The 25268-nt window shown below is 72.1% G+C and carries 24 protein-coding genes; 15 read left to right on the top strand and 9 right to left on the bottom strand.

Going from position 1 to position 25268, the window contains the following annotated elements; translation table 11 throughout:
* Window positions 1-30: 30 nt before the first annotated feature.
* Both DEJ00_RS17010 and DEJ00_RS17005 read right to left on the bottom strand, forming a co-directional pair.
* Window positions 31-471, bottom strand: coding sequence for a VOC family protein (locus DEJ00_RS17010; protein ID WP_111058174.1), 441 nt, complete (start codon window positions 469-471; stop codon window positions 31-33).
* A 224-nt stretch (window positions 472-695) separates the two neighbouring features.
* The gene (locus tag DEJ00_RS17005) at window positions 696-4178 is read right to left on the bottom strand and encodes a bifunctional proline dehydrogenase/L-glutamate gamma-semialdehyde dehydrogenase (protein ID WP_111058173.1); all 3483 of its coding nucleotides are present in this window, start codon (window positions 4176-4178) and stop codon (window positions 696-698) included.
* Window positions 4179-4283: 105 nt separating this feature from the next.
* On the opposite strand from DEJ00_RS17005, the gene DEJ00_RS17000 reads away from it, so the two are divergent.
* The 6 genes from DEJ00_RS17000 to DEJ00_RS16975 all read left to right on the top strand — a co-directional run bounded on the left by DEJ00_RS17000 (window position 4284) and on the right by DEJ00_RS16975 (window position 13241).
* Window positions 4284-5186, top strand: a complete 903-nt coding sequence (locus DEJ00_RS17000) for a LysR substrate-binding domain-containing protein (protein WP_027465200.1) — start codon at window positions 4284-4286, stop codon at window positions 5184-5186.
* A gap of 166 nt (window positions 5187-5352) precedes the next feature.
* Window positions 5353-6960 (top strand): hypothetical protein, encoded by a 1608-nt coding sequence (locus tag DEJ00_RS16995; protein WP_111058172.1) that lies wholly within the window; start codon window positions 5353-5355, stop codon window positions 6958-6960.
* 227 nt (window positions 6961-7187) lie between these two features.
* The gene (locus tag DEJ00_RS16990) at window positions 7188-8528 is read left to right on the top strand and encodes a hypothetical protein (RefSeq protein ID WP_111058171.1); all 1341 of its coding nucleotides are present in this window, start codon (window positions 7188-7190) and stop codon (window positions 8526-8528) included.
* A 240-nt stretch (window positions 8529-8768) separates the two neighbouring features.
* On the top strand, window positions 8769-10661 hold the full coding sequence (locus tag DEJ00_RS16985; RefSeq protein WP_111058170.1) for a hypothetical protein: 1893 nt from the start codon (window positions 8769-8771) through the stop codon (window positions 10659-10661).
* A gap of 209 nt (window positions 10662-10870) precedes the next feature.
* Complete coding sequence (locus DEJ00_RS16980; protein ID WP_111058169.1) at window positions 10871-12484, top strand: putative Ig domain-containing protein; 1614 nt, start codon at window positions 10871-10873, stop codon at window positions 12482-12484.
* Window positions 12485-12608: 124 nt separating this feature from the next.
* Window positions 12609-13241: an FMN-dependent NADH-azoreductase gene (locus DEJ00_RS16975; RefSeq protein ID WP_027465195.1), complete on the top strand. Its 633-nt coding sequence runs from the start codon at window positions 12609-12611 to the stop codon at window positions 13239-13241.
* 2 nt (window positions 13242-13243) lie between these two features.
* On the opposite strand, the gene DEJ00_RS16970 is transcribed toward DEJ00_RS16975, so the two are convergent.
* Window positions 13244-14287, bottom strand: coding sequence for an MBL fold metallo-hydrolase (locus tag DEJ00_RS16970; protein ID WP_181440223.1), 1044 nt, complete (start codon window positions 14285-14287; stop codon window positions 13244-13246).
* Window positions 14288-14468: 181 nt separating this feature from the next.
* Here DEJ00_RS16970 and DEJ00_RS16965 point away from each other — a divergent pair, with 181 nt between their 5' ends.
* From DEJ00_RS16965 to DEJ00_RS18650, 3 genes are all read left to right on the top strand, one after another.
* A complete protein-coding gene (locus tag DEJ00_RS16965; protein WP_111058168.1) occupies window positions 14469-15512 on the top strand; it encodes an ATP-dependent DNA ligase in 1044 nt (347 codons plus the stop codon).
* Window positions 15513-15654: 142 nt separating this feature from the next.
* A complete protein-coding gene (locus DEJ00_RS18655; protein ID WP_163343780.1) occupies window positions 15655-15816 on the top strand; it encodes a hypothetical protein in 162 nt (53 codons plus the stop codon).
* Window positions 15813-15956 (top strand): hypothetical protein, encoded by a 144-nt coding sequence (locus tag DEJ00_RS18650; protein WP_181440222.1) that lies wholly within the window; start codon window positions 15813-15815, stop codon window positions 15954-15956. The genes DEJ00_RS18655 and DEJ00_RS18650 overlap by 4 nt, the downstream gene beginning before the upstream one ends.
* A 58-nt stretch (window positions 15957-16014) precedes the next feature.
* Here the strand turns inward: DEJ00_RS18650 and ligD are convergent, their stop codons facing one another.
* Window positions 16015-17037 (bottom strand): non-homologous end-joining DNA ligase, encoded by a 1023-nt coding sequence (gene ligD, locus DEJ00_RS16955; RefSeq protein ID WP_111058167.1) that lies wholly within the window; start codon window positions 17035-17037, stop codon window positions 16015-16017.
* A gap of 153 nt (window positions 17038-17190) precedes the next feature.
* On the opposite strand from ligD, the gene DEJ00_RS16950 reads away from it, so the two are divergent.
* From DEJ00_RS16950 to DEJ00_RS16940, 3 genes are read left to right on the top strand one after another with little or no spacing between them, the layout of a single operon-like run.
* A complete protein-coding gene (locus DEJ00_RS16950) occupies window positions 17191-18027 on the top strand; it encodes a DUF429 domain-containing protein (protein ID WP_111058166.1) in 837 nt (278 codons plus the stop codon).
* Between the two features lie 9 nt (window positions 18028-18036).
* A complete protein-coding gene (locus DEJ00_RS16945) occupies window positions 18037-19239 on the top strand; it encodes a glycosyltransferase (RefSeq protein WP_111058165.1) in 1203 nt (400 codons plus the stop codon).
* Window positions 19236-19847, top strand: a complete 612-nt coding sequence (locus tag DEJ00_RS16940; RefSeq protein ID WP_111058164.1) for a uracil-DNA glycosylase — start codon at window positions 19236-19238, stop codon at window positions 19845-19847. The genes DEJ00_RS16945 and DEJ00_RS16940 overlap by 4 nt, the downstream gene beginning before the upstream one ends.
* 28 nt (window positions 19848-19875) lie before the next feature.
* Here the strand turns inward: DEJ00_RS16940 and DEJ00_RS16935 are convergent, their stop codons facing one another.
* Window positions 19876-20304 (bottom strand): DUF6892 domain-containing protein, encoded by a 429-nt coding sequence (locus DEJ00_RS16935; protein ID WP_051596670.1) that lies wholly within the window; start codon window positions 20302-20304, stop codon window positions 19876-19878.
* Window positions 20305-20401: 97 nt separating this feature from the next.
* Here DEJ00_RS16935 and DEJ00_RS16930 point away from each other — a divergent pair, with 97 nt between their 5' ends.
* Together DEJ00_RS16930 and DEJ00_RS16925 are read left to right on the top strand one after the other, a co-directional pair.
* A complete protein-coding gene (locus DEJ00_RS16930) occupies window positions 20402-21856 on the top strand; it encodes an APC family permease (RefSeq protein ID WP_027465189.1) in 1455 nt (484 codons plus the stop codon).
* 356 nt (window positions 21857-22212) lie between these two features.
* Window positions 22213-22833, top strand: a complete 621-nt coding sequence (locus DEJ00_RS16925) for a hypothetical protein (RefSeq protein WP_111058163.1) — start codon at window positions 22213-22215, stop codon at window positions 22831-22833.
* A 4-nt stretch (window positions 22834-22837) separates the two neighbouring features.
* On the opposite strand, the gene DEJ00_RS16920 is transcribed toward DEJ00_RS16925, so the two are convergent.
* The 3 genes from DEJ00_RS16920 to DEJ00_RS16910 form a co-directional block, all read right to left on the bottom strand.
* On the bottom strand, window positions 22838-23272 hold the full coding sequence (locus DEJ00_RS16920) for a hypothetical protein (protein WP_027465188.1): 435 nt from the start codon (window positions 23270-23272) through the stop codon (window positions 22838-22840).
* A 96-nt stretch (window positions 23273-23368) separates the two neighbouring features.
* A complete protein-coding gene (locus tag DEJ00_RS16915; RefSeq protein WP_375537596.1) occupies window positions 23369-23842 on the bottom strand; it encodes a DUF6264 family protein in 474 nt (157 codons plus the stop codon).
* The gene (locus DEJ00_RS16910) at window positions 23815-24195 is read right to left on the bottom strand and encodes a hypothetical protein (protein WP_111058162.1); all 381 of its coding nucleotides are present in this window, start codon (window positions 24193-24195) and stop codon (window positions 23815-23817) included. Before DEJ00_RS16910 ends, DEJ00_RS16915 begins: the two co-directional genes overlap by 28 nt.
* A gap of 90 nt (window positions 24196-24285) precedes the next feature.
* Here DEJ00_RS16910 and DEJ00_RS16905 point away from each other — a divergent pair, with 90 nt between their 5' ends.
* Window positions 24286-24618 (top strand): hypothetical protein, encoded by a 333-nt coding sequence (locus tag DEJ00_RS16905; protein ID WP_035808197.1) that lies wholly within the window; start codon window positions 24286-24288, stop codon window positions 24616-24618.
* A gap of 93 nt (window positions 24619-24711) precedes the next feature.
* Here DEJ00_RS16905 and DEJ00_RS16900 read toward each other — a convergent pair whose 3' ends face one another.
* The gene (locus DEJ00_RS16900) at window positions 24712-25212 is read right to left on the bottom strand and encodes a DUF427 domain-containing protein (protein WP_111058161.1); all 501 of its coding nucleotides are present in this window, start codon (window positions 25210-25212) and stop codon (window positions 24712-24714) included.
* Window positions 25213-25268: the final 56 nt, after the last annotated feature.

Genomic DNA, 25268 nt, shown 5'->3' with positions numbered 1-25268 from the left:
CACCGGGGCCCGGCAGAGGGCGCAGACTGCTCAGGACTTGAGGGCTGCGAGCTCGAGGTTGATGTCGTCGGGGTCCTGCACGGACAGGATCACCATGCCGGCGTCGCCGAGGTCGGTGACCTCGCCGTGCTCGACACCCGCGGCATCGAGTCGTGAGGCCGCCTCGTGCAGCTCGTCGACCGAACCCACGACGAAGCTCACGTGGTCGAGGCCGACGGTGTCCGGATCGAACGTCTGCCCTGCGGGAGCGACCGGACGGAGCCCGAACACCTGGTCACCGAGCCGGAACACCGATCCGCCGTAGAAACGCTCGCGATCCTCGCGGACACCCGGCTCGTCGACCTGGTCGCTGAAGTCGATCGCCGGATCCGTGCCGAGCAGCAGCTGGTAGAAGGCCTTGCTCCGGTGGATGTCGGTCACGGTGACACGGACGTGGGCCAGGGCGGTCGGGCGTGCGAACGGCTCGGTCATGGTGGAGCTCCTCAGGGGTTGCGCGCCGTGGTTGCGACGCGCACCCGAGGCAACGCTCGGTCCCTCCGAAGCACCCGAGGCCGTGCGGCGACCGGACATCCCCGTAGACGACGTTCCGCACGCCGCAGAACCGAAGTGCCCCCGAACCACGCGATCGCGCGGTTCGGGGGCACTTCGGTTGTGCAAGCGGCGCTGGACCCGAACGCCAGCGCCGCAGTCCAGGGTCAGATCAGGTCGTCGGTCAGGTGGTTCGGCGTGCCGAAGCGGTGCGCCGTGATGGACACCGCCTGCTCGCGGACGAACGGCAGGATCTCGAGCCGCCCGGCCTCGGTCACCGGGCCGCCGTACACCGCGACGTCCGGACGACCACCGACGGCCGAGTACAGCGCCGAGGTGTCCCCACCGATGAGCCGCACCCGGGTCGACGGCCCTGAGGCGACCGAGCTGGCGAAGGCCTCGTCGGACACCGTCTGCGACAGGGAGCGGACGATCGGCAGCGAACGGATCGCCGCGGCGACGGACGACGGCAGCGTCGCGGCCGTGGAGACCTCGATCGTCGTGCCGGCACGGAGCGCAGCGGCGACGACGCGGACGAGCTCGACCACCGAGGCGTCGGGGTCCGTGTCCGAGCCGGCACCCGCGGCCAGCCGCACCTGCACCGCCGGGAACGGCAGGTACCGGGCGATGTTCCGCTCGGCGGAGAGCGCCGAGACGTCGGTCGCGGTGCCGAACAGCGTCGCCCACGCCTGCTCGTCCGACGCCAGCGAACGGTCGAGCACCGGCGAGGACACCTCGGCCGCCCGGACGAACGCCGAGACCGGACCCGACACGGCGACACCGGACGCAGCGACCGCCGGTGCAGGCGTCCACGAACCGAGCCCGAGCAGGTAGTTCAGCCCACCCGCCTTCGTGCCGGCACCCACGGCCGACTTCTTCCACCCGCCGAACGGCTGACGCCGGACGATGGCACCCGTGATGCCGCGGTTGACGTAGAGGTTGCCTGCCTGGATCCGCGACAGCCACGTGCCGATCTCACCCGGGTCGAGCGAGTGCAGGCCCGAGGTCAGGCCGTAGTCGACCTCGTTCACGATGTCGATCGCCTCGTCGAGGGAGTCGGCGGTCATCATGCCGAGGATCGGGCCGAAGTACTCGGTGCGGTGGAACTCCGAACCACGGCGCACGCCCTGTCGGACACCCGGGCTCCAGAGCTTGCCGGTCTCGTCGAGCTGCTTCGGCTCGACGGCCCAGGACTCCCCCGCGCCGAGCTTCGTCAGCCCGTCGAGCAGCTTGCCCGAGGCCGGCTCGATGACCGGGCCCATCTGGGTAGCGGCGTCGGTCGGGTACCCCACGGTGAGCGAGGACACCGCGTCGAGCAGCTGGTTGCGGAAGCGCTTCGACTTGGCGACCGAGCCGACCATGACGACGAGGGACGCGGCCGAGCACTTCTGGCCGGCGTGCCCGAACGCGGACGCGACGACGTCCTTCACGGCGAGGTCGAGGTCGGACGACGGCGTGACGATCACGGCGTTCTTGCCCGAGGTCTCGGCGAGCAGCGGCAGGTCGGGGCGGAACGAGCGGAACAGCTCGGCCGTCTCGTAGGCACCGGTGAGGATGACCTGGTCGACCATCGGCGACGCGATCAGCTGCTGCCCGAGGTCGTTCTCCGACACCTGCAGGAACGCGAGCACGTCGGCCGGGGCCCCGTGGGCGTCGAGCGCGGTCTCGATGATCGAGGCGAGCACGGCCCCGGAGCGCTCGGCGGGCGGCGCGGGCTTCAGCACGACGGCCGACCCGGCTGCCAGCGCAGCGAGGGTCGATCCGGCGGGGATCGCGACGGGGAAGTTCCACGGCGGCGCGACCAGGGTCAGCGCCGCGGGCGTGAAGGTCGCACCGTCGACGTCGTCGAGCGAGGACGCCAGGGTGCCGTAGAAGTGCGCGAAGTCGATCGCCTCGGACACCTCGGGGTCGGCCTGGTCGATGGTCTTGCCGGTCTCCGACGCCATGACCTCGACGAGGGCGGCGCGGTTCGCCTCGAGAGCGTCACCGACGGCGTGCAGCACGGCGCCACGTGCACCACCGGACCAGGTCCCCCAGACCGCACCCGCGGCCTTGGCGCGACCGAGCGCGGTGTCGAGCGCCGTGGCGGAGTCGACCCGGGCCTCCTGGACGGCACGGACGCCGAGCGTCGACGAGGCGACGCGTGCGGTGATGGCGTCGCCCCAGGCGCGGACGGCGCCGACCGAGGGGTCGCTGTCCGGGGTGTTCTCGAAGTGACCGGGGCCGGGGCGGCCGACGGCGGCGTAGCGGTCGGCGACACGGTGTGATGCCGGTGCTGCGAGCCCTTCGGGCGTCGCGAGCGGCACCAGGGAGGCGCGGAAGCGCTCCTCTTCGCGGGCGAACAGCGGCGGCGAGGACACCAGCGAGAAGACCGCGGACATGAAGTTGTCCTGCGACGCGCCCTCCTCCAGACGACGGATCAGGTAGGCGATCGCGACGTCGAACTCGCCCGGGTGGACGACCGGCGTGTAGAGCAGGAGCGAACCGACCGTGTTCTTCACGGCCGACGCCTGCCCCTGCGCCATGCCGAGCAGCATCTCGAACTCGATGCCGTCCCGCACGCCGCGTTCGCCGGCGAGCAGCCAGGCGTGCGCGACGTCGAACAGGTTGTGCCCGGCGACACCGACGCGGACGTTCTCGACGCGCGATGGGGTGAGCGCCCAGTCGAGCACACGCTTGTAGTTGGTGTCCGAGTCCTGCTTGGTGTGCCAGGTGGCGAGCGGCCAGCCGTGCACCGAGGCCTCGACCTGCTCCATCGGCAGGTTCGCGCCCTTGACCAGACGGACCTTGATGCCGGCGCCACCACGAGCGCGGCGGGCGGCGGACCACCCCTGCAGCTCCTGCATCGCGGCGAGCGCGTCGGGCAGGTACGCCTGCAGCACGATGCCGGCTTCGAGGCCGAGGAACTCCGGCTCGTCGAGGAGCTTCGTGAAGACCGCGATGGTGAGGTCGAGGTCCTTGTACTCCTCCATGTCGAGGTTGATGAACTTGGCCGGGCTGGCGGCTGCGGCGCGCTGGAAGAGCGGTCGGAGCTGCTCGACGATGTCGTCCACCGCGTGGTCGAACGCCCACGGCGAGTGCGGGTGCACCGTCGAGGAGACCTTGATGGAGACGTAGTCGACGTCGTCGCGGGCCAGGAGCTTGTGCGTGCCCTCGAGACGGCGGGCGGCTTCGCGCTCGCCCAGCACGGCCTCGCCGAGCAGGTTGACGTTGAGGCGGACGCCATCGCGCTTGATGCCGGCGATGGCCGGGCCGAGCTTGGAGTCGGTGGCGTCGACGATGAGGTGGCCGACCATGTTGCGCAGGACCCGTCGGGCGATGGGGACGACGACGTTCGGCAGCACCGGGGCCATGCCGCCGCCGAGCCGGACGAGTCCGCGGAGCGCGGCCGGCAGGAACCCGGGGGCGTCCGGGGCGATCTGGCGGAGCTTGCGGGCGGCGACGGCGAGGTCCTCCGGTCGCACGACCCCGTCGACGAACCCGACGGCGAAGTCGAGGCCGGCGGGGTCGGCGAGCACGCCGGCGAGCTGCTTCGCGGAGCCGTCGACCGGGTACGACTCGGCCTCGGCGAGCCACTGTCGGACGAGCGCGACGGACTGGTCCGCCAGGGCGTCGTGGTCGATGGCGGAGTCCTCGTGCAGCGTCGTCATGGGTTCAGTGTGGAGGTCCGGGATGCGGTAGCGGAAGTGAGCGTTCCTGATGGATACCGTTCAATTGCGCTACCGTTTCGGTCGTGACCCGGCTAGCGTCGGACCATGCTCGACGTCCGCCGTCTCGTGCTCCTCCGTGAGCTGTCCATCCGCGGCACGATCGCGGCCGTCGCCGAGGCGGTGAACTTCACTCCGTCGGCGGTCTCGCAGCAGCTGAGTGCCCTGGAGCGGGAGGCCGGCGTGCAGCTCCTCCGCAAGGCCGGGCGGCGGCTCCAGCTCACCCCGCAAGCCGAGGTGCTGGTGGCCGCGGCGGGCCAGGTGCTCGACGTCCTCGAGCACGCGCAGTCCCAGGTGGAGGAGACCCTGTCGTCCGTGCAGGGCCGGGTGCGGGTCGCCGTGTTCCAGTCGGCAGCCCTCGCCCTGATGCCGAGCGCCCTGCACGAGATGGCCACGGAACACCCCGACGTCCGGGTCGAGATGGTGCAGCGCGAACCGGAGACCGCGCTGAACGAGACGTGGGCTCGCGACTTCGACATGGTCATCGCGGAGCAGTACCCCGCCCATGCCGCTCCGCACCTGCCCGGGCTCGACCGGTCCGACCTGACGACGGACGCGGTCCGGCTGGCCTTGCCCCCGCGCGACACGGCGCTGCGCCCGGTGTCGTCACTCGAGGACGCCCGCACCATGCCCTGGGTGATGGAGCCCCGCGGGACCGCGTCGCGGCACTTCGCCGAGCAGGTCTGCCGGCGCTGGGGTTTCGAGCCCGACGTCCGGTACGAGACCGCCGACCTGCAGACGCAGATCCGCCTGGTCGAGTCGGGCAACGCCGTCAGCCTGATGCCCGACCTGATGTGGACCGGTCGGACGACGACGTGCCGGCTGCTCGAGCTGCCCGAGCGGCCGCGGCGGACGATCTTCACGGTGGTCCGCGCCGCTGGCGCATCGTCGCCAGCCGTGCGCGCACTCCGCTCCGCGCTCGAACGCGCCGCGTCCGTCGTCGGAGCGTGACAGGGCGGTCTGGAGGCGCGGCGCGGGTCCGGCACGACGGCTGCGGACCTCCGTGCCATCGTGATCGTTCCGTGATCGAGCGATCGTCAGGAGTGGTCAGCGGGCGACATTCCCTGAGTAGAGGACGCTGATCCGGCGTCCCACCCAGGCATCCGAGGGGGATCCCGTGAACCAGTCCTGCAAGTACACCTTCCGCCGCAGCGCGGCGATCGGAGCGGCGATCGCGATCGTCACCGCTTCATCGGCGTTCGGCATCGGGGCGAGCGCCGCCTCCGCAGCGACCGACGAGACGGCTGCACCGAGTACCACCGCGACGTCGGCTCCGCAGGACGCGACCACCGCGACCACCGCGACCGCCGCAGCCGACACCACGGCGGCTGACACCGGCACCGACACCGCTCCCGACACCGCGCAGGCCACACCGGACGGCGAGACCGCCGACCCGGCACCGGCGCCGGCACCGGCACCGGCCGACGAGACGGCGACGCCGGACACCACCCCGGCCGCGACCACGCCGCCCGCCGCGGACACCGCGCCGACGACCCCCGCCGCCGCCGAACAGCCCGCCCCCGAGGCATCGACGCCCGTCACCTGGGCGGAACCGTCGACCGAGGACGCGCCGATCGTCCTCACCGCGACCGCCGGTCAGCCGTTCTCGCACACCTTCACCGCCCAGGGCGGTGACGGCCCGCTGGAGTACCTGTTCAACCCGCTGAACTTCTCCCCGAACAACGACGTCAACGGCTGGTCCTGGAACGAGCAGACCGGCGTCCTGAGCGCCACCCCGAAGAGCACCTTCGACGGGCCCGCACTGTTCGCGGTCACCGCGACCGACCTGCACCAGAGCGCCGTGCAGTACGTCCAGGTCGACATCGAACCCGGCGCCCCGGTGGGTGTCACGTTCGGCGTCGACAGCTCGGACTCCGACGTCAGCTGGCAGGTCGACGCCGACGGGACGATCCGGGAGTACGCGCCGGGTGGCACCGGTGAGACCGTGGTGTCGGAGGTCCCCGCCACCGTCGGCTCCTCGATGACCCTCGCGGGCGTGGCCGTCGACGCGCTGGGCAACCGCACCACCCCGGGCGACGAGTACCCGCGCTCGACCGTCACGAGCACCACCGCGTCCGACGGCGTGGTCTGGGACCCGAACTGGTCGGCGAACACGGTGACGTTCTCGGAGCCGGGTACCCGCACGCTGACGGTGTCCGAGGGCGGCGTCTCCACCTCGTTCACGGTCCGCGTCTCCGAAGCCCCCGCTCCCGTCGTCGGCATCACCATCGGGGTGCTCCCGGCGGACGGGACGTCCGGCGACCGGTGGGGCGTCGAGGGTGACGTGATCACCTACTACCCGGCGGACGGCGACGCGCAGCGGGTCGACGCGATCCCGGCCCGACAGGGCGACCGGGTGCAGATCCGCGCCCTGGCCGTGGACGCCGACGGGCAGCCGGTCGGTGACCACACCGACCTCGCCTTCACGAGCGACGTGGCGAGCGACCGCATCGAGTACGACGCCGAGGCTGCGGCCACGTGGGTGACCTTCGAGCACGCGTCGCCGCACACGATCACCGTGGCGTCCGGGGACGTGACGAGCACCATCCGCTTCGAGGTGCAGCCGACGGCGACGACCACGGTCACGACCACCCACACGCCGACCGCGTCGGGCACGCTCGCGTACACCGGTGCCGACGAGTCCGGCCCGCTCGCGTGGGCCCTCGGCCTGCTGGCGTCGGGTGCCGGCCTGCTCGTCTGGCGCCTGCGTCGCCGACTCGGCTGAGGCACGTCACAGCGACCGCCTGACGGACCGGAGGCGCGGGGCAGGACCGCCCCGCGCCTCCGGTCCGTCTTTGCGCGATTCTGTGAAAAACCCCAGATGAGAGCCGGTAGTACCGAGATGAAACCGTGATCTCCAGTAGGGGTCGGAACGCGTCCGCGAACCGTAATGTCAGCACCGAGGAGCGCGCGGGCACCGTGTGCTCGCCACCAGACTCCCGAGGGGGAACCATGCACCAGTCCACCAAGCCGCCCGTCCGCCGCGCGGCGACGATCGGCATCGTCGTGGCGGCGACCGCCATCGGCTCGGTCATCGGCGTCGGCGCGCCCGCGACGGCGGCGACGCCGACGGGGACGACGACACCGACGAGCACCACGGCGACCTCCACGGCCGCCAAGACGTCGAGCGCCAGCCCGACGCCCGGCGCCGGCCCCGCCGCGAAGGCCACGGACGGCGCCACCCCGGCGGCAGCACCGGGTGACGGCAGCGACCTCGCGTTCACCGAGGCGTCGACCCAGGCCGCCCCGATCGCCCTCACCGCGACGGTCGGCACGCCGTTCAGCCACACGTTCACCACCACGGGCGGCAACGGCACCGTCGGGTACGCCATCCAGGACGCCCCGTCGGCGGACTACACGGTGAACGTCGAGACCGGCGTGCTGAGCGGCACGCCGACGACCGCCGGCACGTTCGACTTCGAGGTCGTGGCGCTCAGCGGGTCGACACAGGTGACCGAGTACGTCCGCCTGACCGTCTCGCCGTCGCCGGTCGTCTTCACCGAGCCGTCGACGAAGGCGAAGCCGCTCGCCCTCACCGCCACCGCCGGCGCGACCTTCACGCACACGTTCCGCACCACGGGCGGCACGGGGTCGCTGGCGTATGCGATCCAGGACGCACCCTCGTCCGACCTGACCGTCAACGTCGAGACCGGGGTGCTCACCAGCACCGTCACCACCGCTGGCACGTACGACTTCGAGGTCGTCGCCCTCCGTGGCACCGCGACCGCCACGGAGTACGTGCGCCTGACCGTCCTGCCGGCCGCACCCATCGGGGTCCGCGCGATCGTGGACACCGGCACACCCGGCGCAACGGTCTGGTCGGTCGCACCCGGTGGCGTCATCAGCGCGTTCTCCGGCGGGGGCGAGCCCCTCGGCACCGTCGCGTCGATCCCCGTCCAGCAGGGCGGTTCGCTCGTGGTGTCCGGCCTCGCCGTCGACCGGTTCGGCAACCCGACCGCGCCGGCTTCCGCGAGCACCGAGTTCGGCTCGACGGTGACGAGCTCGGTGGCGGCGGACAAGGTCGTCACCGATCCCCGGGGCGACGCATCGAAGGTGGCGTTCCCGCACGCTTCGGACCACCGTCTCACCATCACCCAGGATGGCGCCTCGACCACGTTCGTCGTCGCCGTCCGTCCCGTCGCCACCGCCACCGCCGCGACCACGACGAGCGGCACCGGCGGCACGCTCGCCTACACCGGCGCCGACGAGACCACGCCGTTGGCGTGGGCCCTCGGCCTGCTCGCCGCCGGCGGCGGCCTGCTGGTCCTCCGCCTGCGTCGCCGTCGCGCCTGAGACGCGACCGACGAACGGACGGGAGGCCCGGTGCCAGCTGGCACCGGGCCTCCCGTCCGTCTTGCGGGAACCCCCGACCCGGTCCCATCCCGCACCTGTCCGCCTCGCGGTCGCGCCGGTCCCGGCGCAGGTCGTGACCAATCCGTGATCGAGCGATCGTCAGGACTGGTCAGCGGGCGACATTCCCTGAGTAGAGGACGCTGATCCGGCGTCCCGACCTGGTATCCGAGGGGGATCCCCGTGAAGCAGTCCTGCACATCCACGTTCCGACGCAGCGCCGCGGTCGGCGCAGCCGTCGCGATCGTCGCCGCGTCGTCCGCGTTCGGCATCGGCGCCACCGCGGCCGTCGCCGACACCGCCGACACGTCGACGTCCGTCACCACCGGGACCGGCACCGGCACCGGCACCGGCCAGGCGACGCCGGACGCACCGGAGCCCACGGCCCCGACGCCCGAGACCGCGACCCCGACGCCGACCCCCGAGGCAGCGGACACCGACGCCCCTGCCGACACCACGCCGACCGCCTCCCCTACTCCGGCGCCCGACCCGGGTCAGACCCCCGGCTCGACGGAGACCCCGAGCCCGACCGCGGCGGCTCCCGCAGCGTCGACCCCGGCAGCGGATGCCCCTGCGGACGGAGCCGTCACGTGGCCGACGCCGTCGAGCCGCGAGAAGCCGATCGAGTTCACGACGACGGCTGGCGAATCGTTCTCGCAGCAGTTCGTGGCGCAGGGCGGCGACCAGGCGCTCGAGTACGGCTTCGCCCCCGTCGGCGACTGGGACCAGTACGCGAAGGAGTTCCGCTGGGACGACTCCGGGCTCCTCCGTGGTACCCCGACGACGCCGGGTGTCTACGAGTTCAGCGTCCTCGCGACCGACACCCGACACAACGACACGCAGTGGATCCGGGTCACCGTCGAGCCCGCCGCGGCGGTCACCCTGACCACGTCCGTGTCCTCGACGGCCGATGGTTTCGGCCCGGCCTGGGAGGTCACGAAGGACGCGATCCGGCCCTGGAGCTACGGGAACCTCGGTAAGGCCGTTTCCGCCATCCCCGCGAAGCCCGGCCAGTCCCTGTGGCTCGCCTCCACGCTGATCGACCGCTACGGCAACCCCAAGGACGGCCCTGAGATGTCGTCGGCCACCGAGCTGACCAGCAGCGCACCGGGTGACGTCCTCTCCTTCGACGACGTCACGAACCGCTGGAAGGTCACCTTCTCCGACGTCGGGCGCCACGAGCTGACGGTGCGGGCCGACGGGCTCTCGCTGTCGATCCCGGTCGACGTCGCCGACACCCCGCTCGCGTTCACGGAGCAGTCCTCCTCCGATGCCCCGCTCGACCTGACGGCGACGTCGGGCACGCCGTTCAGCCACCGCTTCTCGGTGCAGGGCGCGACCGGCCCGGTCGAGTACTCGCTCGCCGGCTCCGACGGCGGCGACGTCATCGGTGACGGGGACTTCTTCCGCTCCGAGTTCTCGATCGACCCCGCCACGGGCGTCCTGTCCGGCACGCCGCGCCCCGCGACGCAGTACGACTTCGAGGTGATCGCACGCAGTGGTTCCGAGACCGCGACGGCGCACGTCACCCTGACGGTCGAGCCCGGCACCCCGGTCGGAGTCCTGGCGTCGGTGTACCACGGCGCTGAGGGCCCGGAGTGGGAGGTCGCACCCGACGGATCGGTCACCGAGTACACGATCGACGCCGCGGGGTCGGTGCAGACGAAGTCGGTCGACAGCGTGCCGGCGGACCAGGGCATCCCGCTGTTCGTGAAGGCCGTCGCGGTCGACGCCAACGGCAACCGCACGACGACCCCGGGCAGCCCGCACCCCGTCGTGACGAGCGACGTGGCCACTGACCGGATCACCTGGGTCGCGGAGGCGGAGTCCAACCAGGTCGACTTCCCGCACGCGTCGATCCACACGCTGACCGTGTCCAACGGAGGGGTCACGACCTCGTTCCGGGTCGATGTCCGAGCGCACGCCGACGCCGCCGGGACGTCGACGACCCGTCCGGCGTCCGGCACGCTCGCCTACACCGGCGCCGACGAGTCCGGTCCCCTGGCGTGGGCGCTCGGCCTGCTCGCCGCCGGCGGTGGCCTGCTGGTGCACCGTCTGCGCCGTCGACGCGCCTGACACGTGATCCGATGCGGACGGGAGGCGCGGTGCGGGTCCGCACCGCGCCTCCCGTCCGTGAATCGTGCGGGAACCCCCAACCCGGGTCACATTCCGATCAAGCCCGTCGCGCACGTGCGCGACTAACCCCTACGATCCGATCATGCCGAGGATTCTCGGCGAACTCTTACGTTCCGGCACCCGACCGGACTCAAACCCTGGGGGACGAAGTGCGCCGCAGCACCTCCACCGTCCGACGCGCCTGCGCCGTCGGCACCACCGTCGCGCTGATCGGTCTCACGACCGGTCTGGGCGTCATGACCGCGACCGCAGCGACCGCTGCCGAGTCGAACCCGGCCGTCAGCGCTCCTGCGACGGCCGCCGCCGACGGCACCACGCCGAGCGACACCGCCACGGACGGCACGGGCACGCCCGCGACCGGCTCCGAGGCGGACGGCAGCACGCCGCCCGCCGGCGACACCACCGGTGACGACGCTCCCGCGGGCGACGACTCCGGTGCGACCGGCCCGGACACCGAGCCGACCGACGCCGGCACCCCCGGCACCGGCTCGACCGCTCCGGCCGGCACCCCCGCCGCCCCGGCCGCGACCACGCCCACGGAGCCCACCGCCACCGCGACCACCCCGGCCGCCGCAGCCGCCGCGGAGCAGTCGGTCACCATCACCGGCGACCTGTACGTCGGCTCGGACCTCGTCGCACGACAGTCCGGGTTCACCAAGGGCAGCAAGATCTCGTACGTCTGGACCTCCCCGACCGGGGCCGTCCTGTCCGAGAGCGCCACCTACACGATCACGACCGCCGACGCCGGCCAGGAGATCACGGTCACGCTCGAGGGCTCGGTCGCGGGCGAGACCGCCACGGCGACCACCGAGACCGCAGTGGCCCCCGTCTTCGTGGACGAGGACGGCCAGCCGCTCTCCGACGAGGAAGGCGACACGTCCATCGAGGCCACCGCCGGCGAGGCCTTCTCGCAGACCTTCCGTGCACTCAGCACCCCGGCGCCGGAGCTGTCGGCATCGTCGTTCGACGACGACGGCAACGAGCAGTCCACCCTGCCGAAGGGGATCTCCTTCGACGCGAAGACCGGCGTGCTCTCCGGCACCCTGACCGACGCCGAGCAGTACTACCAGGTCATGATCACGGCGACGTCGACGAGCCCGAGCGGCCCCGTCTCGAACCAGCAGTTCGTCGACATCGACGTCCAGGCCGGTGCCCCCGTCGGCATCGAGGTCGTCACGCTCAACCAGAACGCGCTCGAGGACGGCAGCGACACCACGGCGTGGATCATCCACCCGAACGGTGACGTCTACACGGGTGACCTGCTCAGCGACTCCGAGCCGGTCAAGGGCGGCAAGGTGACCGTCAAGCAGGGCGGCACGCTGCTCGTCTCCGGTGCCCAGGTCGACCGCTTCGGCAACCAGATCATGCCCGACTTCGACGAGGAGACCGGCGAGCCGGAGTTCTTCACGCCGACCGTCACCTCGGACGTCGCGACCGACGTCATCGCCGCGGACTCCGACCTGGGCGGGGTCGGCCTGGTGTCCGTCACGTTCCCGCACGCCTCGACGCACACCCTGACCGTCTCCGGTGCCGCGGTGCCGAGCACGGTCTTCGCGGTGGACGTGCAGCCGACGATCGCCCCGGCCGCCGTCATCAAGCCGATCGTCCCCGCGGCGGTCGCCACGCACCACACCGGCTCCGGTCGGCTCGCCTACACCGGAACCGATGCGACGGGTGCCCTCCCCTGGGCGCTCGGCCTGCTCGTCGCCGGTGCCGGTCTGATCGGCGCCCGCACCCTGCGCCGTCGCCGCGCTCAGCGCTGACGGTCCCCGTCGTCTCCCGTCCGTCGCGCGCCCGCGTGACGGACGGGAGGCCCGGCTCGGCCCCGCCTGTCCCCGCACGGGGCGGCGGGGCCGTTTCCGTCCCACCGTCGGTAGCGTGGGCACCATGCCCACGCTGCTGCACATCGACTCCTCGGCCGACCTCACCCACTCCCGCTCGCGCGCACTGACCGCGGCCTTCGCCGACGCCTGGCGCGCCCGCGGCCCGGAGTACACGGTCGTCCGGCGGGACCTGCACGTCGACCAGCTCCCCCACCTGGAGAGCTCGGCGCTGCACTGGGCCGCCGCCGACCGCACCGCCGAGGAAACCGTGGCGCCCGAGGCCGAGGCCCTGCGCCAGCAGGTCATCGACGAGCTCCTGGCCGCCGACGTCGTCGTGGTGGGTGCGCCGCTGTACAACTACACCGTGCCGTCGACCCTGAAGGCCTGGATCGACCGCATCCACGTCCCCGGCATCCTGACCGGCGGCGTGCAGCCCCTGGCCGGACGACCCGTCGTCACCGTGGTGAGCCGCGGCGCGACCTACGACGCCGGCACCCCGACGGAGGGCTGGGACCACGGCTCCCCCGTCCTGCACATCGTGCTCGGCACCGCGCTCGGCATGAAGCTCTACCCGATCACCGTCAGCGCGACCCTGGCCGACCGACTGCCGGACCTCGCACCGCTGGCCGACCACGCCGCCGCGGAGTTCGCCGACGCGAAGACGACGATCGAGCGCCTCGCGACCACTCTCGGCTGAGGTCAGGCGGGCCGGATCTCGCCGACCCGCCCGAGCAGCTCCGCGTGGAAGGCCGTCTGCGTCAGCGCGCTCGCGAGCAGGAACCCGGTCATCGACTCGATCCCGCCGCTGAAGGGCACCCGGGCCGCGACCTCGAACAGCGTGGGACGGTGCAGCGCATCGAGGGCCGCGGCGACGTGACGCGAGCGCTCCTCCCGGTGCCGGGCCAGGGTCTCGGCGCGGGTGACGACGTCACGGAACCGGTACTCGTGCCCCGGGCAGACCTCGAGCTCGGCGTACGGGTCGAGCCGCTCGAGCGACGCCAAGTAGTCCCCGAGCGGGTTCGTGCCGGTCCGGCCGCCGAGCCCGATGCCGGAGTTGATCCGCGGCAGCACGTGGTCGCCGGAGAACAGCAGCCCGTCGGCCTCGTCGAGGAAGCACACGTGCCCGGTCGTGTGTCCCGGGGTCCAGAGCGTCCGGATCGTCCGACCGGGGATCGGCAGCAGGTCGCCGTCCTCGAGCAGCACGTCCGCGTACGGCGCCTCGATCCGGCCCATCCCGATGCGACGTCCGCTGCCCCATGCCTCGACGACCCCGGCCCGCAGGTGCTCGGGCAGCCCCCACGTCGCGATGTCCGCGTCGTTCCGCTCGGCGTCGATCCGCTCCCGTTCGAGAGCGCTGACCTCGAGGCCGTGCATCGCCACCCGGGCCCCCGTCGCCCGGCGGATGGCCGCCGCGGCCCCCAGGTGATCGGCGTGCAGGTGCGTCACGGCGACGAGCGACACGTCGTCCAGGGAGCGGCCGATCCCGGCGAGCCCGTCCCGCAGCTCGGCGAGTCCGCCGTCGGCCGACCACCCGGGGTCGATCACCGCGAGCGAGCCGTCCGACCCCTCGACGACGTACACGAGGGTCGCGTCGGGCACCCCGAACCGGAACGGCACCGCGAGGGTCCAGATGCCCGGCCGGACCTGCTCGACGGGTGGCAGGACGCCGTCGCGGAGCGCGGCGGCCTGCACGGGGCTGATCGGTTCCGGGGCCGGCGCTGCCGGCGGGGGCACGGTCGTCACGCCGGCCACCCTACCGACGCGTGTCTGGCCCTCGACGGCCCTGCTCCCGACGCATGGTGAGCAGAAATGGTCGGGTGCGGGCCGTGGACCCGACCATTTCTGCTCACCGAGCGCACGCGCGGGGCGCGGCACGGGCCTCCAGGCAGACAGTCGCGCCGACGCGCGCGAGTAGACAGGACGCATGGAGATCGCACCGATGCTCGCCAAGGCCGTCGCCACCGTCCCCGAGCCGGACAGCACGAAGGGCGGGCTGCGGTACGAACCGAAGTGGGACGGCTTCCGGGGCATCGTGACCATCGACGGTGACGACGTCGAGATCGGCAGCCGCGGCGCCAAGCCGCTCACCCGGTACTTCCCCGAGCTCGTCGAGGCGTTCCGTGCGCAGTTCGGCGGCCGCGACCACCCGGTCGTCCTGGACGGCGAGGTGATCCTGCGTTCCGGCGAGTCCGGTGCCGAGCGCCTCGACTGGGAGGCGCTGTCGCAGCGCATCCACCCGGCGGCCTCGCGGATCGCCAAGCTCAGCGTCGACACCCCGGCGCAGTTCGTGGCCTTCGACCTGCTGGCCGTCGACGGGCAGGAGCTCCTCGACCTGCCCTTCGACGAGCGTCGTGAGCGCTTGGAACAGCTCGGCGACGGGATGGCCGACCCGCTCTTCGTCACGCGCACCACGCTCGACGTCGAGCAGGCGCGCGAGTGGCTCACCACCTTCGAGGGCGCCGGGCTCGACGGCGTCGTCGCGAAGCCCCGCGCGCGGCCCTACGAGCCGAACAAGCGCTCGATGCTCAAGATCAAGCACCACCGCACCGCCGACGTCGTCGCCATCGGCTACCGCGTTCACAAGAGCGGCTCCGGCGTCGGGTCGCTGCTGGTCGGCCTGTACGACGCGGACGGCGAGCTCCGCCAGGTCGGCGGCGTCTCCGCCTTCTCCGACAAGCGGCGGGCCGCGTTGATCGACGAGCTCGAGCCCGTCGTGCTCCGCGATGCGGACGGGAGGCCCGTCACCGGTGACGGGGAACGGTCGCGGTTCTCGTCGGGGCGCGACACGTCGTTCGTCCGGCTGGCGCCGGAGCTGGTGCTCGAGGTCCGGTACGACCAGATGGAGGGCGACCGGTTCCGGCACACCGTGCAGTTCGAGCGGTGGCGGCCCGACCGTGACGCGACGTCGTGCGGGTTCGAGCAGCTCGAGGTGCCGAGTGCGTACGACCTGAGCGACGTGCTGTCCTGACGCGGAACGCACTGCGGTGTCCGTTTGTCGCTGTTCTGTCACGTTCGGGGAAAAGTAGTTAGCCGAACTAGCGAAGCCGTGCCAGGATGATCTCAGCAGCACGAGGCGTCCAGTCCGGATGCCCGGATCGGAGCGGATCGACATGAGCACCAGCACGCTTGTCCGCCACCCTCGGCGGAGCCCCTTCACAGAAGTCCGAGAGGCACGGCGCCAGCGCGTCCTGCAGCTCAGCGCGGTCATCAGCGCCATCGCCGGCGTGACCGCCACGGCGCTCGCCCTCGTCACGGTCGGACTCGGCTCGTGATCGTCGACGGCATCACCGACGTGCACCGCGGCACCTGGTCGCGGCTCACCCGCCTGCACACCGCCAGCATCGGGCTGCCGACGCACACCACGCGCGTCGAGGACCCGGACCGTCAGCGGGACGTCCCCTCCGCAGCCTGAGGCTCGGTTCGGTTCGACCCGGCTGGGCCCGGTTGCTCGGCCACCCGGCCGCTCGGCCTCAGCTCGGCTTCTTCGCCCGTGAGGGCTGCACGCGCGGTGGCTCCCCGGGCATCTTCGGGAAGTCCGGCGGGAACGGCAGCTCACCCTCGCCGTTCGCCAGGTCCCGCTCCCACCACTCGAGCAGCGGTGCGATGCTGCCCGGCTGCTCCCCCATCGACTCCCACGGGTCGCCGGTGGTGCGCAGCCGCTCCGGCACCGTCCGGATCGTGAAGGCCGTCGGGTCGGCGGTCCGCAGTTCCTCCCACGCGATCGGCGTGGACACCGAGGCGTGTGCCAGGGCCCGGGGGCTGTAGGCACCGGCCATCGTGCGGTCGCGGTTCGCCTGGTTGAAGTCGACGAAGATCCGTTGCCCCCGCTCCTCCTTCCACCACGCCGTCGTGACCCGGTCGGGCATCCGTCGTTCGAGTTCGCGCGCCGCGGCGATCACCGCGTGCCGCACCTCGAGGAACTCGTGCTCGGGGCGGATCGGCGCGAACACGTGCAGGCCGCGGTTGCCGCTCGTCTTGATCCAGGTCGTCAGGCCGACCTCGTCGAGGACCTTCCGCAGCTCCTCGGCCACCGGCACGGTGTCGCCGAAGTCCGTGCCGGGCTGCGGGTCGAGGTCGATGCGGAGCTGGTCCGGGTGGTCGCTGTCCTCGGCACGAGACGCCCACGGGTGGAACACCACGGTGTTCATCTGGGCGGCCCACACCGCCACGGCCGGCTCGTCGATCACGAGCTGCGGGTGCGACCGGGCACTCGGGTAGGTCACCGTGACCGAGCGGACGTAGTCGGGCGCCCCCTTCGGCGGGTTCTTCGAGAAGAACTGCTCGCCGTCGACACCGCCCGGGAACCGCTGCAGTGAGATCGGCCGGTCGCCGTTCGCCCGGACGAAGGCGTCGCCCACCGTCACGAGGTACTCCGCCAGGTCGAGCTTCGTGATGCCCGCCTCGGGCCAGAGCACCCGCGAGGGGCTGCTGATCCGGACCTCGCGGTCACCGTCGGGCCCGGGCACCCGCACCGTCGTCGCTTCGCTCGCCATGCAGCGGACCGTACACGCGTGCCGGCTGCCCGCCCGCAGCCGGGTGTGCGCCGCCGAGCTCTCGCAAGACACCGGTGTTCCCTGGTCGAACACGCGCACGCCGGTGTTCAGCGCGCGAACACCGGTGTCTTGCGGGCACGGCAGGATGGGCGGGTGAACGCGTACCTCGGCATCGACCTCGCGTGGGGGCTCGGCTCCGAGCGCAAGGCCGCGAACGAGACCGGGCTGGTCGCGATGGACCACGACGGCACGATCACCGACGCCGGGTGGGGTCGCGGGGTCGACGCCGTCATGGACTGGATCGCCGAGCACCTCGGGCCACGATCCCTGATCGCCGTGGATGCCTCGCTCGTCGTGACGAACCCCACGGGCATCCGCGAGTCCGAGCGGCAGGTCGGGCAGCGCTACGGCCGGTGGAAGGTCGCGGCGAACCCGACGAACCAGGCATCGGCGGCGAGCGCCGGCTCAGCGCTGCTCGACCGGCTGACCGCGCTGGGCGTGGGGTACGTCTCCGACACGGACTCGATGCGCCGACGCACCGGTCCGGCGATGTTCGAGTGCTACCCGTACACGACGCTGGTCGGGGTCGAGGAGCTCGGCTACGACGTGGAACGACCCCGGTACAAGCGGCTCGACCTCCGGATCCCCGCCGCCGAGGCACGTGCCCGCCGCGCCGAGGCCTTCGACGAGCTGGTCCGGCGGCTGCGCGAGACCCCGCTCGACCCGCCGCTGCTGCTCGACTCCCATCCGCTGACGCGGCGGCTCGCCGACCCGTCGGTGCTGCACGGTCCGACGCACAAGCACCGCGAGGACCTGCTCGACGGCGCCCTGTGCGCGTGGACGGCGGCGTTCTGGGAGCGACACGGCGACCAGCGCGTGCAGATCCTGGGAGGTGATCGGGGCCTCCCATCCGACCCGCTGGACGAGGCGGGCCGCCGGCCCGTCGTGGTGGCGCCCGCGCGCCCGTCGCAGCGGAGGCCGCGCGGCTAGGGTTGAGCGGTGAGCGCGACGACCGAACCCCTGCACGTCGGGCTGGTGTCGCTGCACACCTCCCCCGGAGACGAACCCGGCTCGGGCGAGGTCGGCGGCATGAACGTCGTCGTCCGGCACCAGGCCGAGGCGCTGGCCGACCTGGGCCACCACGTGGACATCATCACGCGCCGGTCCGCTCCGACGCAGCCGGACTCGGTGTCGCTCGTACCGGGCGTGTGCCTGCGGTTCCTGTCCGCGGGGCCGGCCGAGCCGGTGCCGAAGGGTGAGCACGACGCGTTCATCGAACCGTTCCGTCACGAGCTGCAGCAGCTCGGGCCGTTCGACGTCCTGCACTCGCACCACTGGTTCTCCGGCGCCGCCGCACTGCCCGTCGCCCGCGAGCGCGGCATCCCCCACGTGCAGTCGTTCCACTCCATCGCCGCCGACCCGGCCACGCCGCTGTCCGAGGGCGAACGCCCCGAGTCGGCCGGCCGCATCGCCGGCGAGGAACTGCTGGCTCGCGAGTCGGACGCCGTCGTCGTGGTGTCCGAGGCCGAGGCGTCGACCGTGCGCACCCGGCTCGGCGGCGACGACGCCCGCATCTGGATCGTGCCGCCGGGGGTCGACGGGTCCGTCTTCCGGCCCGCGGCGGTCGGTGCGCGCCGCGCCGCCACCCCCTACGTGGTCGCGGCGGCGCGCGTGCAGCCGCTCAAGGGCCTGGACCTGGCGATCGAGGCGATCGCGGACATCAGCCTGGAGGCCCGCCCCACGTTGGTCATCGCGGGCGACGTCTCGAGTGAGGCGGGCGACTACGTGGACGAACTGCGTCGGCTCGCCGACGAGCGGGGCATCGCCGACCACGTCACCTTCGTCGGGCCGCAGTCGCGTGCCGACCTGGCGTTCCTGTTCCGTGGCGCGGCAGCCGTGCTCGTGCCGTCCCACTCCGAGACCTACGGGCTCGTCGCGCTCGAGGGCTCCGCTTCCGGGGTGCCGGTCGTGGCCGCGGCTGCCGGGGGTCTGCGTGAGGCCGTGGTCGACGGGGAGACGGGCGTCGTGCTCGAATCCCGCGACCCCCAGGCGTGGGCGGACGAGATCGAGCGGATCCTGACGGATGCGCCGTACGCCGCCGGGCTCGCCGCTGCGGGCCGGGAGCACGCGGAGCGCCTGAGCTGGGAGCGGTCGGCCGCGGGGCTCGAGGACGTCTACCGCCGGGTGCTCGGGCGATCGTGAGCGGGACGGGCGGTCGGTTCGCCGCGTTCTGGCCGGCGCTCGACTCCGTGCCCGTCGAGTCGGACGCCGAGGCGCTCTACGACGTCGGATCGGCCGAGGGACGGCTGCGGCGCGCGAACCTGACGCGGTACCTGGAGCAGTCCGGGGCGGGGGCCGACACGTTGCTCGTGGCCGAGGCCCCGGGGTGGCGCGGCATGACGAACACGGGTGTGCCGTTCACGAGCATGCGCGAGCTCGCGCCCGGGTACTCGGTGCCACCGGAGCCGACGGCACCGTGGGAGGCCTCATCGCGCGTCGTGCACGCTGCGCTGGAGGGCTGGCGCGGTGCGCTCCCGGTCGCGTGGGCGATCTTCCCGCACCACCCCTTCGCGGCACCGGACCGGCTGACGAACCGGACGCCACGGCCCGCCGAGGTCCGCTCGGGCGCGCCCGTCGCGCTCGCGCTGCTGGAGGCCCTCGGCGGTGCGGATCGGGTCCGGGTGGTCGCGGTCGGTCGGAAGGCGCAGGGAGCACTCGCCCTGGCCGGCATCGAGGCGATCGCCGTGCGGCACCCGGCGCAGGGCGGCGCGAAGCAGTTCACCGAGCAGCTGCGGGCGCTGAACCGCTAGCCGTCGGAGCGTCCTGGTCGCGTCCCGCTCAGGCGGAGCGGACCTCGACGCCCTTGGCCGCGAGCCGCTCGGCGACGTGGGCGGGCAGTGGAGCGGCGGCGTACACGGTCCGGAGCTCCGGCAGGTCGAGCAGGTCGTCCCAGTTCTGCGGGTCGAAGCGGTCGTCCGAGCCGTCCCAGCCGGGGTGGACGTCCCGCAGCACCTCGAGGTCGGAGTCCACGGTGATCTCGGTGACGAGCGACAGGTGCGACGGCAGCAGGTCGAGGTCGTCGTAGTACTCGCGCGCCCGGTCGTCCTGCCCGTCGACGTCGAGGTCCTCGTCGGTCTCGTCCTCGGCGTCCGGGTCGTAGGGGTCGAGGACGTCGAGGTCGTAGCAGAGGACGTCGAGCACCAGGAGCTTCGCGTTGAAGTCCGCGAACTCGATGGGCTCCTCGGTGGTGTTCGACTGCTGGTCCATGGCCGGAGCGTATCCGTCGCCGAGCCACCGTGTTGCGATCGCGAGAAACCTTCCTGTGGGACTGGACAGAAAGGCGTCTCGCGCGCAAGGGTGACGCATGGCCACCACCAAGACGGACCGCCCACAGCAGGAGCAGCACGAGCTCCGCCGGGTCATCGGTCCCAAGCTCCTGCTGCTCTTCATCGTCGGCGACATCCTCGGCACGGGTGTCTACGCGCTCACCGGTCAGGTCGCGGCCGAGGTCGGCGGGGCAGCGTGGCTCCCCTTCCTCATCGCGTTCGCGGTCGCGCTGCTGACGGCGTTCTCGTACCTCGAACTCGTGACGAAGTACCCGCAGACCGCCGGTGCCGCCCTCTACGTGCACAAGGCGTTCGGCATCCACTTCGTCACCTTCATCGTGACGTTCATCGTGATGTGTTCCGGGATCACGTCGGCGTCGACGGCATCGCGGGCGTTCGCGGCGAACCTCGGCGCCGGGTTCGGCATCGAGCTGCCGAACGGCGTGGTGATGCTCATCGCGATGGGCTTCATGCTCGCGGTGATGTTCATCAACTTCCGCGGGGTGAGCGAGAGCGTCAAGACGAACGTCGTGCTGACGCTCGTCGAGCTGTCCGGTCTCGTCATGGTGATCCTGATCGGGTTCTGGGCGATCGCGGGCGGCAACGCGGACTTCTCGCGGGTCGTGATGTTTGAGACGCCGGAGGACAAGTCCCTGCTGCTGTCGATCAGCACCGCGACGTCGCTGGCGTTCTTCGCGATGGTCGGGTTCGAGGACTCGGTCAACATGGCCGAGGAGACCAAGGACCCTTCGCGCATCTTCCCGAAGATCATGCTCACCGGCCTCGGCATCACCGCCGTGATCTACGTGCTCGTGTCGATCTGCGCCGTGGCCGTCGTGCCGATCGGTGAGCTGGCCGGCAACGAGACCCCGCTCGTCACCGTGGTGCAGACCGCCGCGCCGGACTTCCCGATCGCCGACCTGTTGCCCTTCATCTCGATGTTCGCCGTCGCCAACACGGCCCTGATCAACATGATGATGGCGTCGCGCCTGCTCTACGGCATGAGCAAGCAGGGCGTGCTGCCGGGGTTCCTGTCCCGCATCTCCCCCGCCCGTCGCACCCCGTCGACCGCGATCGTCTTCACCACGCTCATCTCGCTGCTGCTGATCGGGTGGGTCTCGCTCGACCCGGACTCCCCCATCGTCGTCGTCCTCGGTGGCACAACCTCGCTGTTGCTGCTGACGGTGTTCGCCGTCGTCAACGTGACCGTGCTCGTGCTGCGCCGCGACAAGGTCGACCACAAGCACTTCCGAGCCGGCGTCGTCATCCCGGTCATCGGCATCGTCACGTGCCTGTGGCTCGTCATGCCGTTCTCGTCCGGTCGTGACCCGCAGCAGTACCAGATCGCCGGCGCACTGCTGGCCCTGGGCGTGCTGCTCTGGGTCCTGACTTGGTTCACGCACGGACGGAAGCAGGCCGAGAAGGCCCCGACCGGACTCGTGACGGAGCCGACGAAGGTGCAGCGCCCGCCGCACGACCACCGCGACGTCTGATGGACGCGACGAGCGTCATCTGGACCGTCGTCGTCGTGGTGATCGCCGCACTGGCCCTGTCCGCCGGAGGCTGGCGCCTTCGTCGGGGTCGCCGGGACGACCGACGCGACCGGTGACCGCCGCGCACGAATGACCCGTGACGGTTCTGGTGCGCGAAGCCCTGCGCTTCGTGAACCAGAACCGTCACTCGTCGCCGGGAACGCACCTGCCCCGGAGCGAGCAACCGACGGCGAACCCAGAACCGCGGAGCGCGGAGCGTGCGATCACGGCGGGCCGCCGCACGCTTCCCAGGAGGCGCCCGTACGCTCGTGCTGCTCTTCCTGCTCCGCCCGCCCAGCCCGTCGAGAGGTCCCGTCATGCGCCGCGTCGGCATCACCCTCGCCTCGGTGTTCGGCGCCGGGATCGTGGCGGTCGGCATCGGTGTGGTCGTCCTCGTCGTGATCGCTGTCAACTCGCTCGCCGGCATCGCGAAGTCGAGCGCCGCCACCCCGACTCCCGCGTGCCCGGCCGTCGCCTCGCAGACGATCGGCGGGATGGTCGTGCCCGCCGGACCCGTCGGCGGCTTCTGCCAGGACCGCCTGGTGAACGCCGCGCACGTGATCGAAGCCGCCCAGGCGCTCGGCATCGGCCCGCACACGCAGGCCGTCGGGGTGATGACCGCGATCGGCGAGTCGAGCCTGGTGAACCTGGACCATGGCGACGCCGCGGGCCCGGACAGCCGTGGCCTGTTCCAGCAGCGCGACAACGGCGCGTGGGGCACCTACGAGCAGCGGATGGACCCGTACACGGCCGCGTCGATGTTCTACGCGAAGCTGGTGAAGGTGCCCGGCTGGAAGACGATGAGCCCGACGCAGATGGCGCACGCGGTGCAGATCAACTCGGACCCGGACCACTACGCGAAGTCGTGGCCGCAGGCGAAGGCGATCGTCGAGGAGCTCACCGGCCAGGACGTGCCGGACGCCGCTCCCCAGGGCTGACCACTCACGAGGCCACCGGCTGCGTGTCCTCGTCGAACTCGACGATCGCGGCTCCGCCGGAGTGCACGACGACCTGGGCGCGGAGCCGGATCGAGTGCTCGTCGAGGGCGCACGCACAGGCGTCGACCCACTCCCAGTCCACCGGGTAGAGCCGGTCGGCGTCAGGGCGCTCCCACACGAGCACGACGTCGACGGCGCCGAGCTGCGCCACGATGTCCGCGATCAGGGCCGCGAAGTCGTCGACGTGTTCGTCCGGGGAGTACGGCAGGTCGGCGATCGGCAACAGGAACGGGATCGACATCCCACGGTCGTCGAGGAACAGCACCCAGCACTGCCGGCGCAGCGGTCGTTCGACGACGGCTTCGACGAGTCGGACGACGTCGTCGTCGGTGCGGACGGGTTCACGGATCAGGCGGTCGAGCATCTCGGTGTCAGGCATGGCTCCAGCGTGTCGGTCCGACCGCCGCCACCGAGGCGCGCGTCGGCTTCTGTGGAGAGACGCCCGACACTCCCCCACCTGTGGAGGAAGAAGCGCCTAGATGCCGTGCGTGACCGAACTGTCGACGAGCAAGAGCGAGGCGAAGAACACCGCGACGATCGCCGCCATGCCGACGAGCACCACCGGCCAGGTCAGCCGACGTCGCACGAGCCGCAGCACGCAGACCGCGATCGTCGCGACCAGGACGGCTGCCACGATGATCGGCCCCACGACGACGACCGAGTCACCCAGCGTCTCGTTGCACGTGTTGCCCGGCGCCCCGCACGACACGAACGCGAGCGACATCAGGCGGATCCCCCACCCCGCTGCCAACGCGCCGACCGTCAGCACGACGAGCAGGGCGGTGGAGGCGACCAGGTCCGCGACGCGGCTGCGACCGGCCAGGGGGTGGCGGGCCTCCCGACCGAAGCGTGACGGGCCGGACCCGAGTGGATCCGGATCCGCGCCGGGCGCCGGACCGCTCTGCCGCGCGGGCGCTCCCATCAGGAGCGCCGGCCGCGCGTCGACCAGAGGGCGAGCGCGATGAGGACGGGCTGACCGAACAGGCGGACGAAGCGCTTCTCGTCGCTGTCCAGACCGAAGGCGTCGCGACGGTTCACCCACTGCGACAGGTTGCCGGGGAAGATGACCGTGAAGAACAGGGCCGCGACCGAGCCGGCGAAGCGGCGGGCCGGCTTCGGAGCGAGCACCAGGGCCGAGCCGAGCGTGATCTCCGCGACCCCCGACGCGAGCACCGTCGTGTCGTCGTCCAGGGGGACGAAGTCGGGCACCTGCGCCGTGAACTCCTTGCGCGCGAAGGTCAGGTGACTGGTGCCCGCGACGACGAGGGCCAGGCCGAGCAGGACTCGGAAGAAGGAACGCATGCCTCCATGGTGCCCGTTCCCGCGATCGGGTGCCCGCGCTGCGCGACCTGGACGTGCTCGAAGCGAGGTTCACTCGCTAACATGCGGTCCATGGGAGCAGTTGCTCGTGACCACGAACCGCCGGCAGCCCCGGCGACCTTCGCGGTGCTGCTCGGACCGGTCGCGTTCTACCTCGGCATCATCGTGCCCGCGCAGTCCACCGTGCGGCACGTGCTGCTCGGTGCGGTGTTCGGGCTCGTGTGCGTCCTGAGCGGCTGGCGGGCGATCCGGATCGCCGGGCGTCGCCGCGCGGTGCAGGTGTGGTCGTGGATCGGCATCGTGATCGGGACCGCCGGGCTCGTCATGCTCGTCTGGCAGGTGCTCGTGATCGTCACCGGGGGCGCGTTCCCGCCGCCGTTCTGGTCGCCGTACGCCAACCGCTGACGCGGTCCGGCCGGGAGGCCCGGGTCGGGTCCGCCCCGCCGCGCACGACTCCGGTCGGTCCCGACCAGGGCCGCCCCGCGAGACGAGACCGGATCACCAGCCGAGCGTGCCGGGCGCGCCCTTGAACGGTCCGACGATGTCCGCCGTGATCCAGCCGCCGTAGAAGTCGCCGTCCTGCGCCTGGACCCGTTCGCCGCCGACCTCGCACGAGTCCATCGCCGACGGGTAGATCGCCACGCGTTCCCGCAGCGACTCGTAGCCGGGCACGGGCGTCGGGTAGTTCCAGGCGGCACGGCTCGCGACCGTCCCGTCGCCGCCGACGACGTCGAAGTAGCGCGCCAGGCCCTTGAACTCGCACATGCTCGAACCGGACGCCTTCACGAGCGCACCCTTGGCCAGGTCGGCCATCGGCAGGTAGTAGACCGGCGGGTGCGAGGTCTCGAGCACGCGGACGGCGTCGGTCGTGTCGGCGACGACCGAGCCGCCCAGACGGACGACGACGCGGGCGGTGACCCGCTCGACGGCGGGTGGGCGGGGGTAGTCCCAGACGGACTCCTGGCCGGGGCCGGGCTCGGTCCTCTTCGGGTGGCGCATGCTCCAGGTCTACGCCCGGTGCCTGCGGTGCGGCCGCGTGCGGCGGGGGCGCGTGC

The sequence above is a fragment of the Curtobacterium sp. MCLR17_039 genome (assembly GCF_003234745.1).
Lineage (GTDB): Bacteria > Actinomycetota > Actinomycetes > Actinomycetales > Microbacteriaceae > Curtobacterium > Curtobacterium flaccumfaciens.
Note: the sequence above shows the minus strand (reverse complement) of the source record. Positions and strands in the feature narration are given on the sequence as shown.

Bases quoted from the DNA above. Each gene is read 5' to 3' on its own strand.
- DEJ00_RS16990 (WP_111058171.1), top strand. From the start codon at position 7,188: ATGCACCAGTCCACCAAGCCGCCCGTCCGCCGCGCGGCGACGATCGGC.
- DEJ00_RS16935 (WP_051596670.1), bottom strand. From the start codon at position 20,304: ATGGACCAGCAGTCGAACACCACCGAGGAGCCCATCGAGTTCGCGGAC.
- DEJ00_RS16925 (WP_111058163.1), top strand. From the start codon at position 22,213: ATGCGCCGCGTCGGCATCACCCTCGCCTCGGTGTTCGGCGCCGGGATC.
- DEJ00_RS18655 (WP_163343780.1), top strand. From the start codon at position 15,655: ATGAGCACCAGCACGCTTGTCCGCCACCCTCGGCGGAGCCCCTTCACA.
- DEJ00_RS17005 (WP_111058173.1), bottom strand. From the start codon at position 4,178: ATGACGACGCTGCACGAGGACTCCGCCATCGACCACGACGCCCTGGCG.
- DEJ00_RS16930 (WP_027465189.1), top strand. From the start codon at position 20,402: ATGGCCACCACCAAGACGGACCGCCCACAGCAGGAGCAGCACGAGCTC.
- DEJ00_RS16900 (WP_111058161.1), bottom strand. From the start codon at position 25,212: ATGCGCCACCCGAAGAGGACCGAGCCCGGCCCCGGCCAGGAGTCCGTC.
- DEJ00_RS16920 (WP_027465188.1), bottom strand. From the start codon at position 23,272: ATGCCTGACACCGAGATGCTCGACCGCCTGATCCGTGAACCCGTCCGC.
- DEJ00_RS17000 (WP_027465200.1), top strand. From the start codon at position 4,284: ATGCTCGACGTCCGCCGTCTCGTGCTCCTCCGTGAGCTGTCCATCCGC.
- DEJ00_RS16905 (WP_035808197.1), top strand. From the start codon at position 24,286: ATGGGAGCAGTTGCTCGTGACCACGAACCGCCGGCAGCCCCGGCGACC.
- DEJ00_RS16910 (WP_111058162.1), bottom strand. From the start codon at position 24,195: ATGCGTTCCTTCTTCCGAGTCCTGCTCGGCCTGGCCCTCGTCGTCGCG.
- ligD (WP_111058167.1), bottom strand. From the start codon at position 17,037: ATGGCGAGCGAAGCGACGACGGTGCGGGTGCCCGGGCCCGACGGTGAC.
- DEJ00_RS17010 (WP_111058174.1), bottom strand. From the start codon at position 471: ATGACCGAGCCGTTCGCACGCCCGACCGCCCTGGCCCACGTCCGTGTC.
- DEJ00_RS16975 (WP_027465195.1), top strand. From the start codon at position 12,609: ATGCCCACGCTGCTGCACATCGACTCCTCGGCCGACCTCACCCACTCC.
- DEJ00_RS16965 (WP_111058168.1), top strand. From the start codon at position 14,469: ATGGAGATCGCACCGATGCTCGCCAAGGCCGTCGCCACCGTCCCCGAG.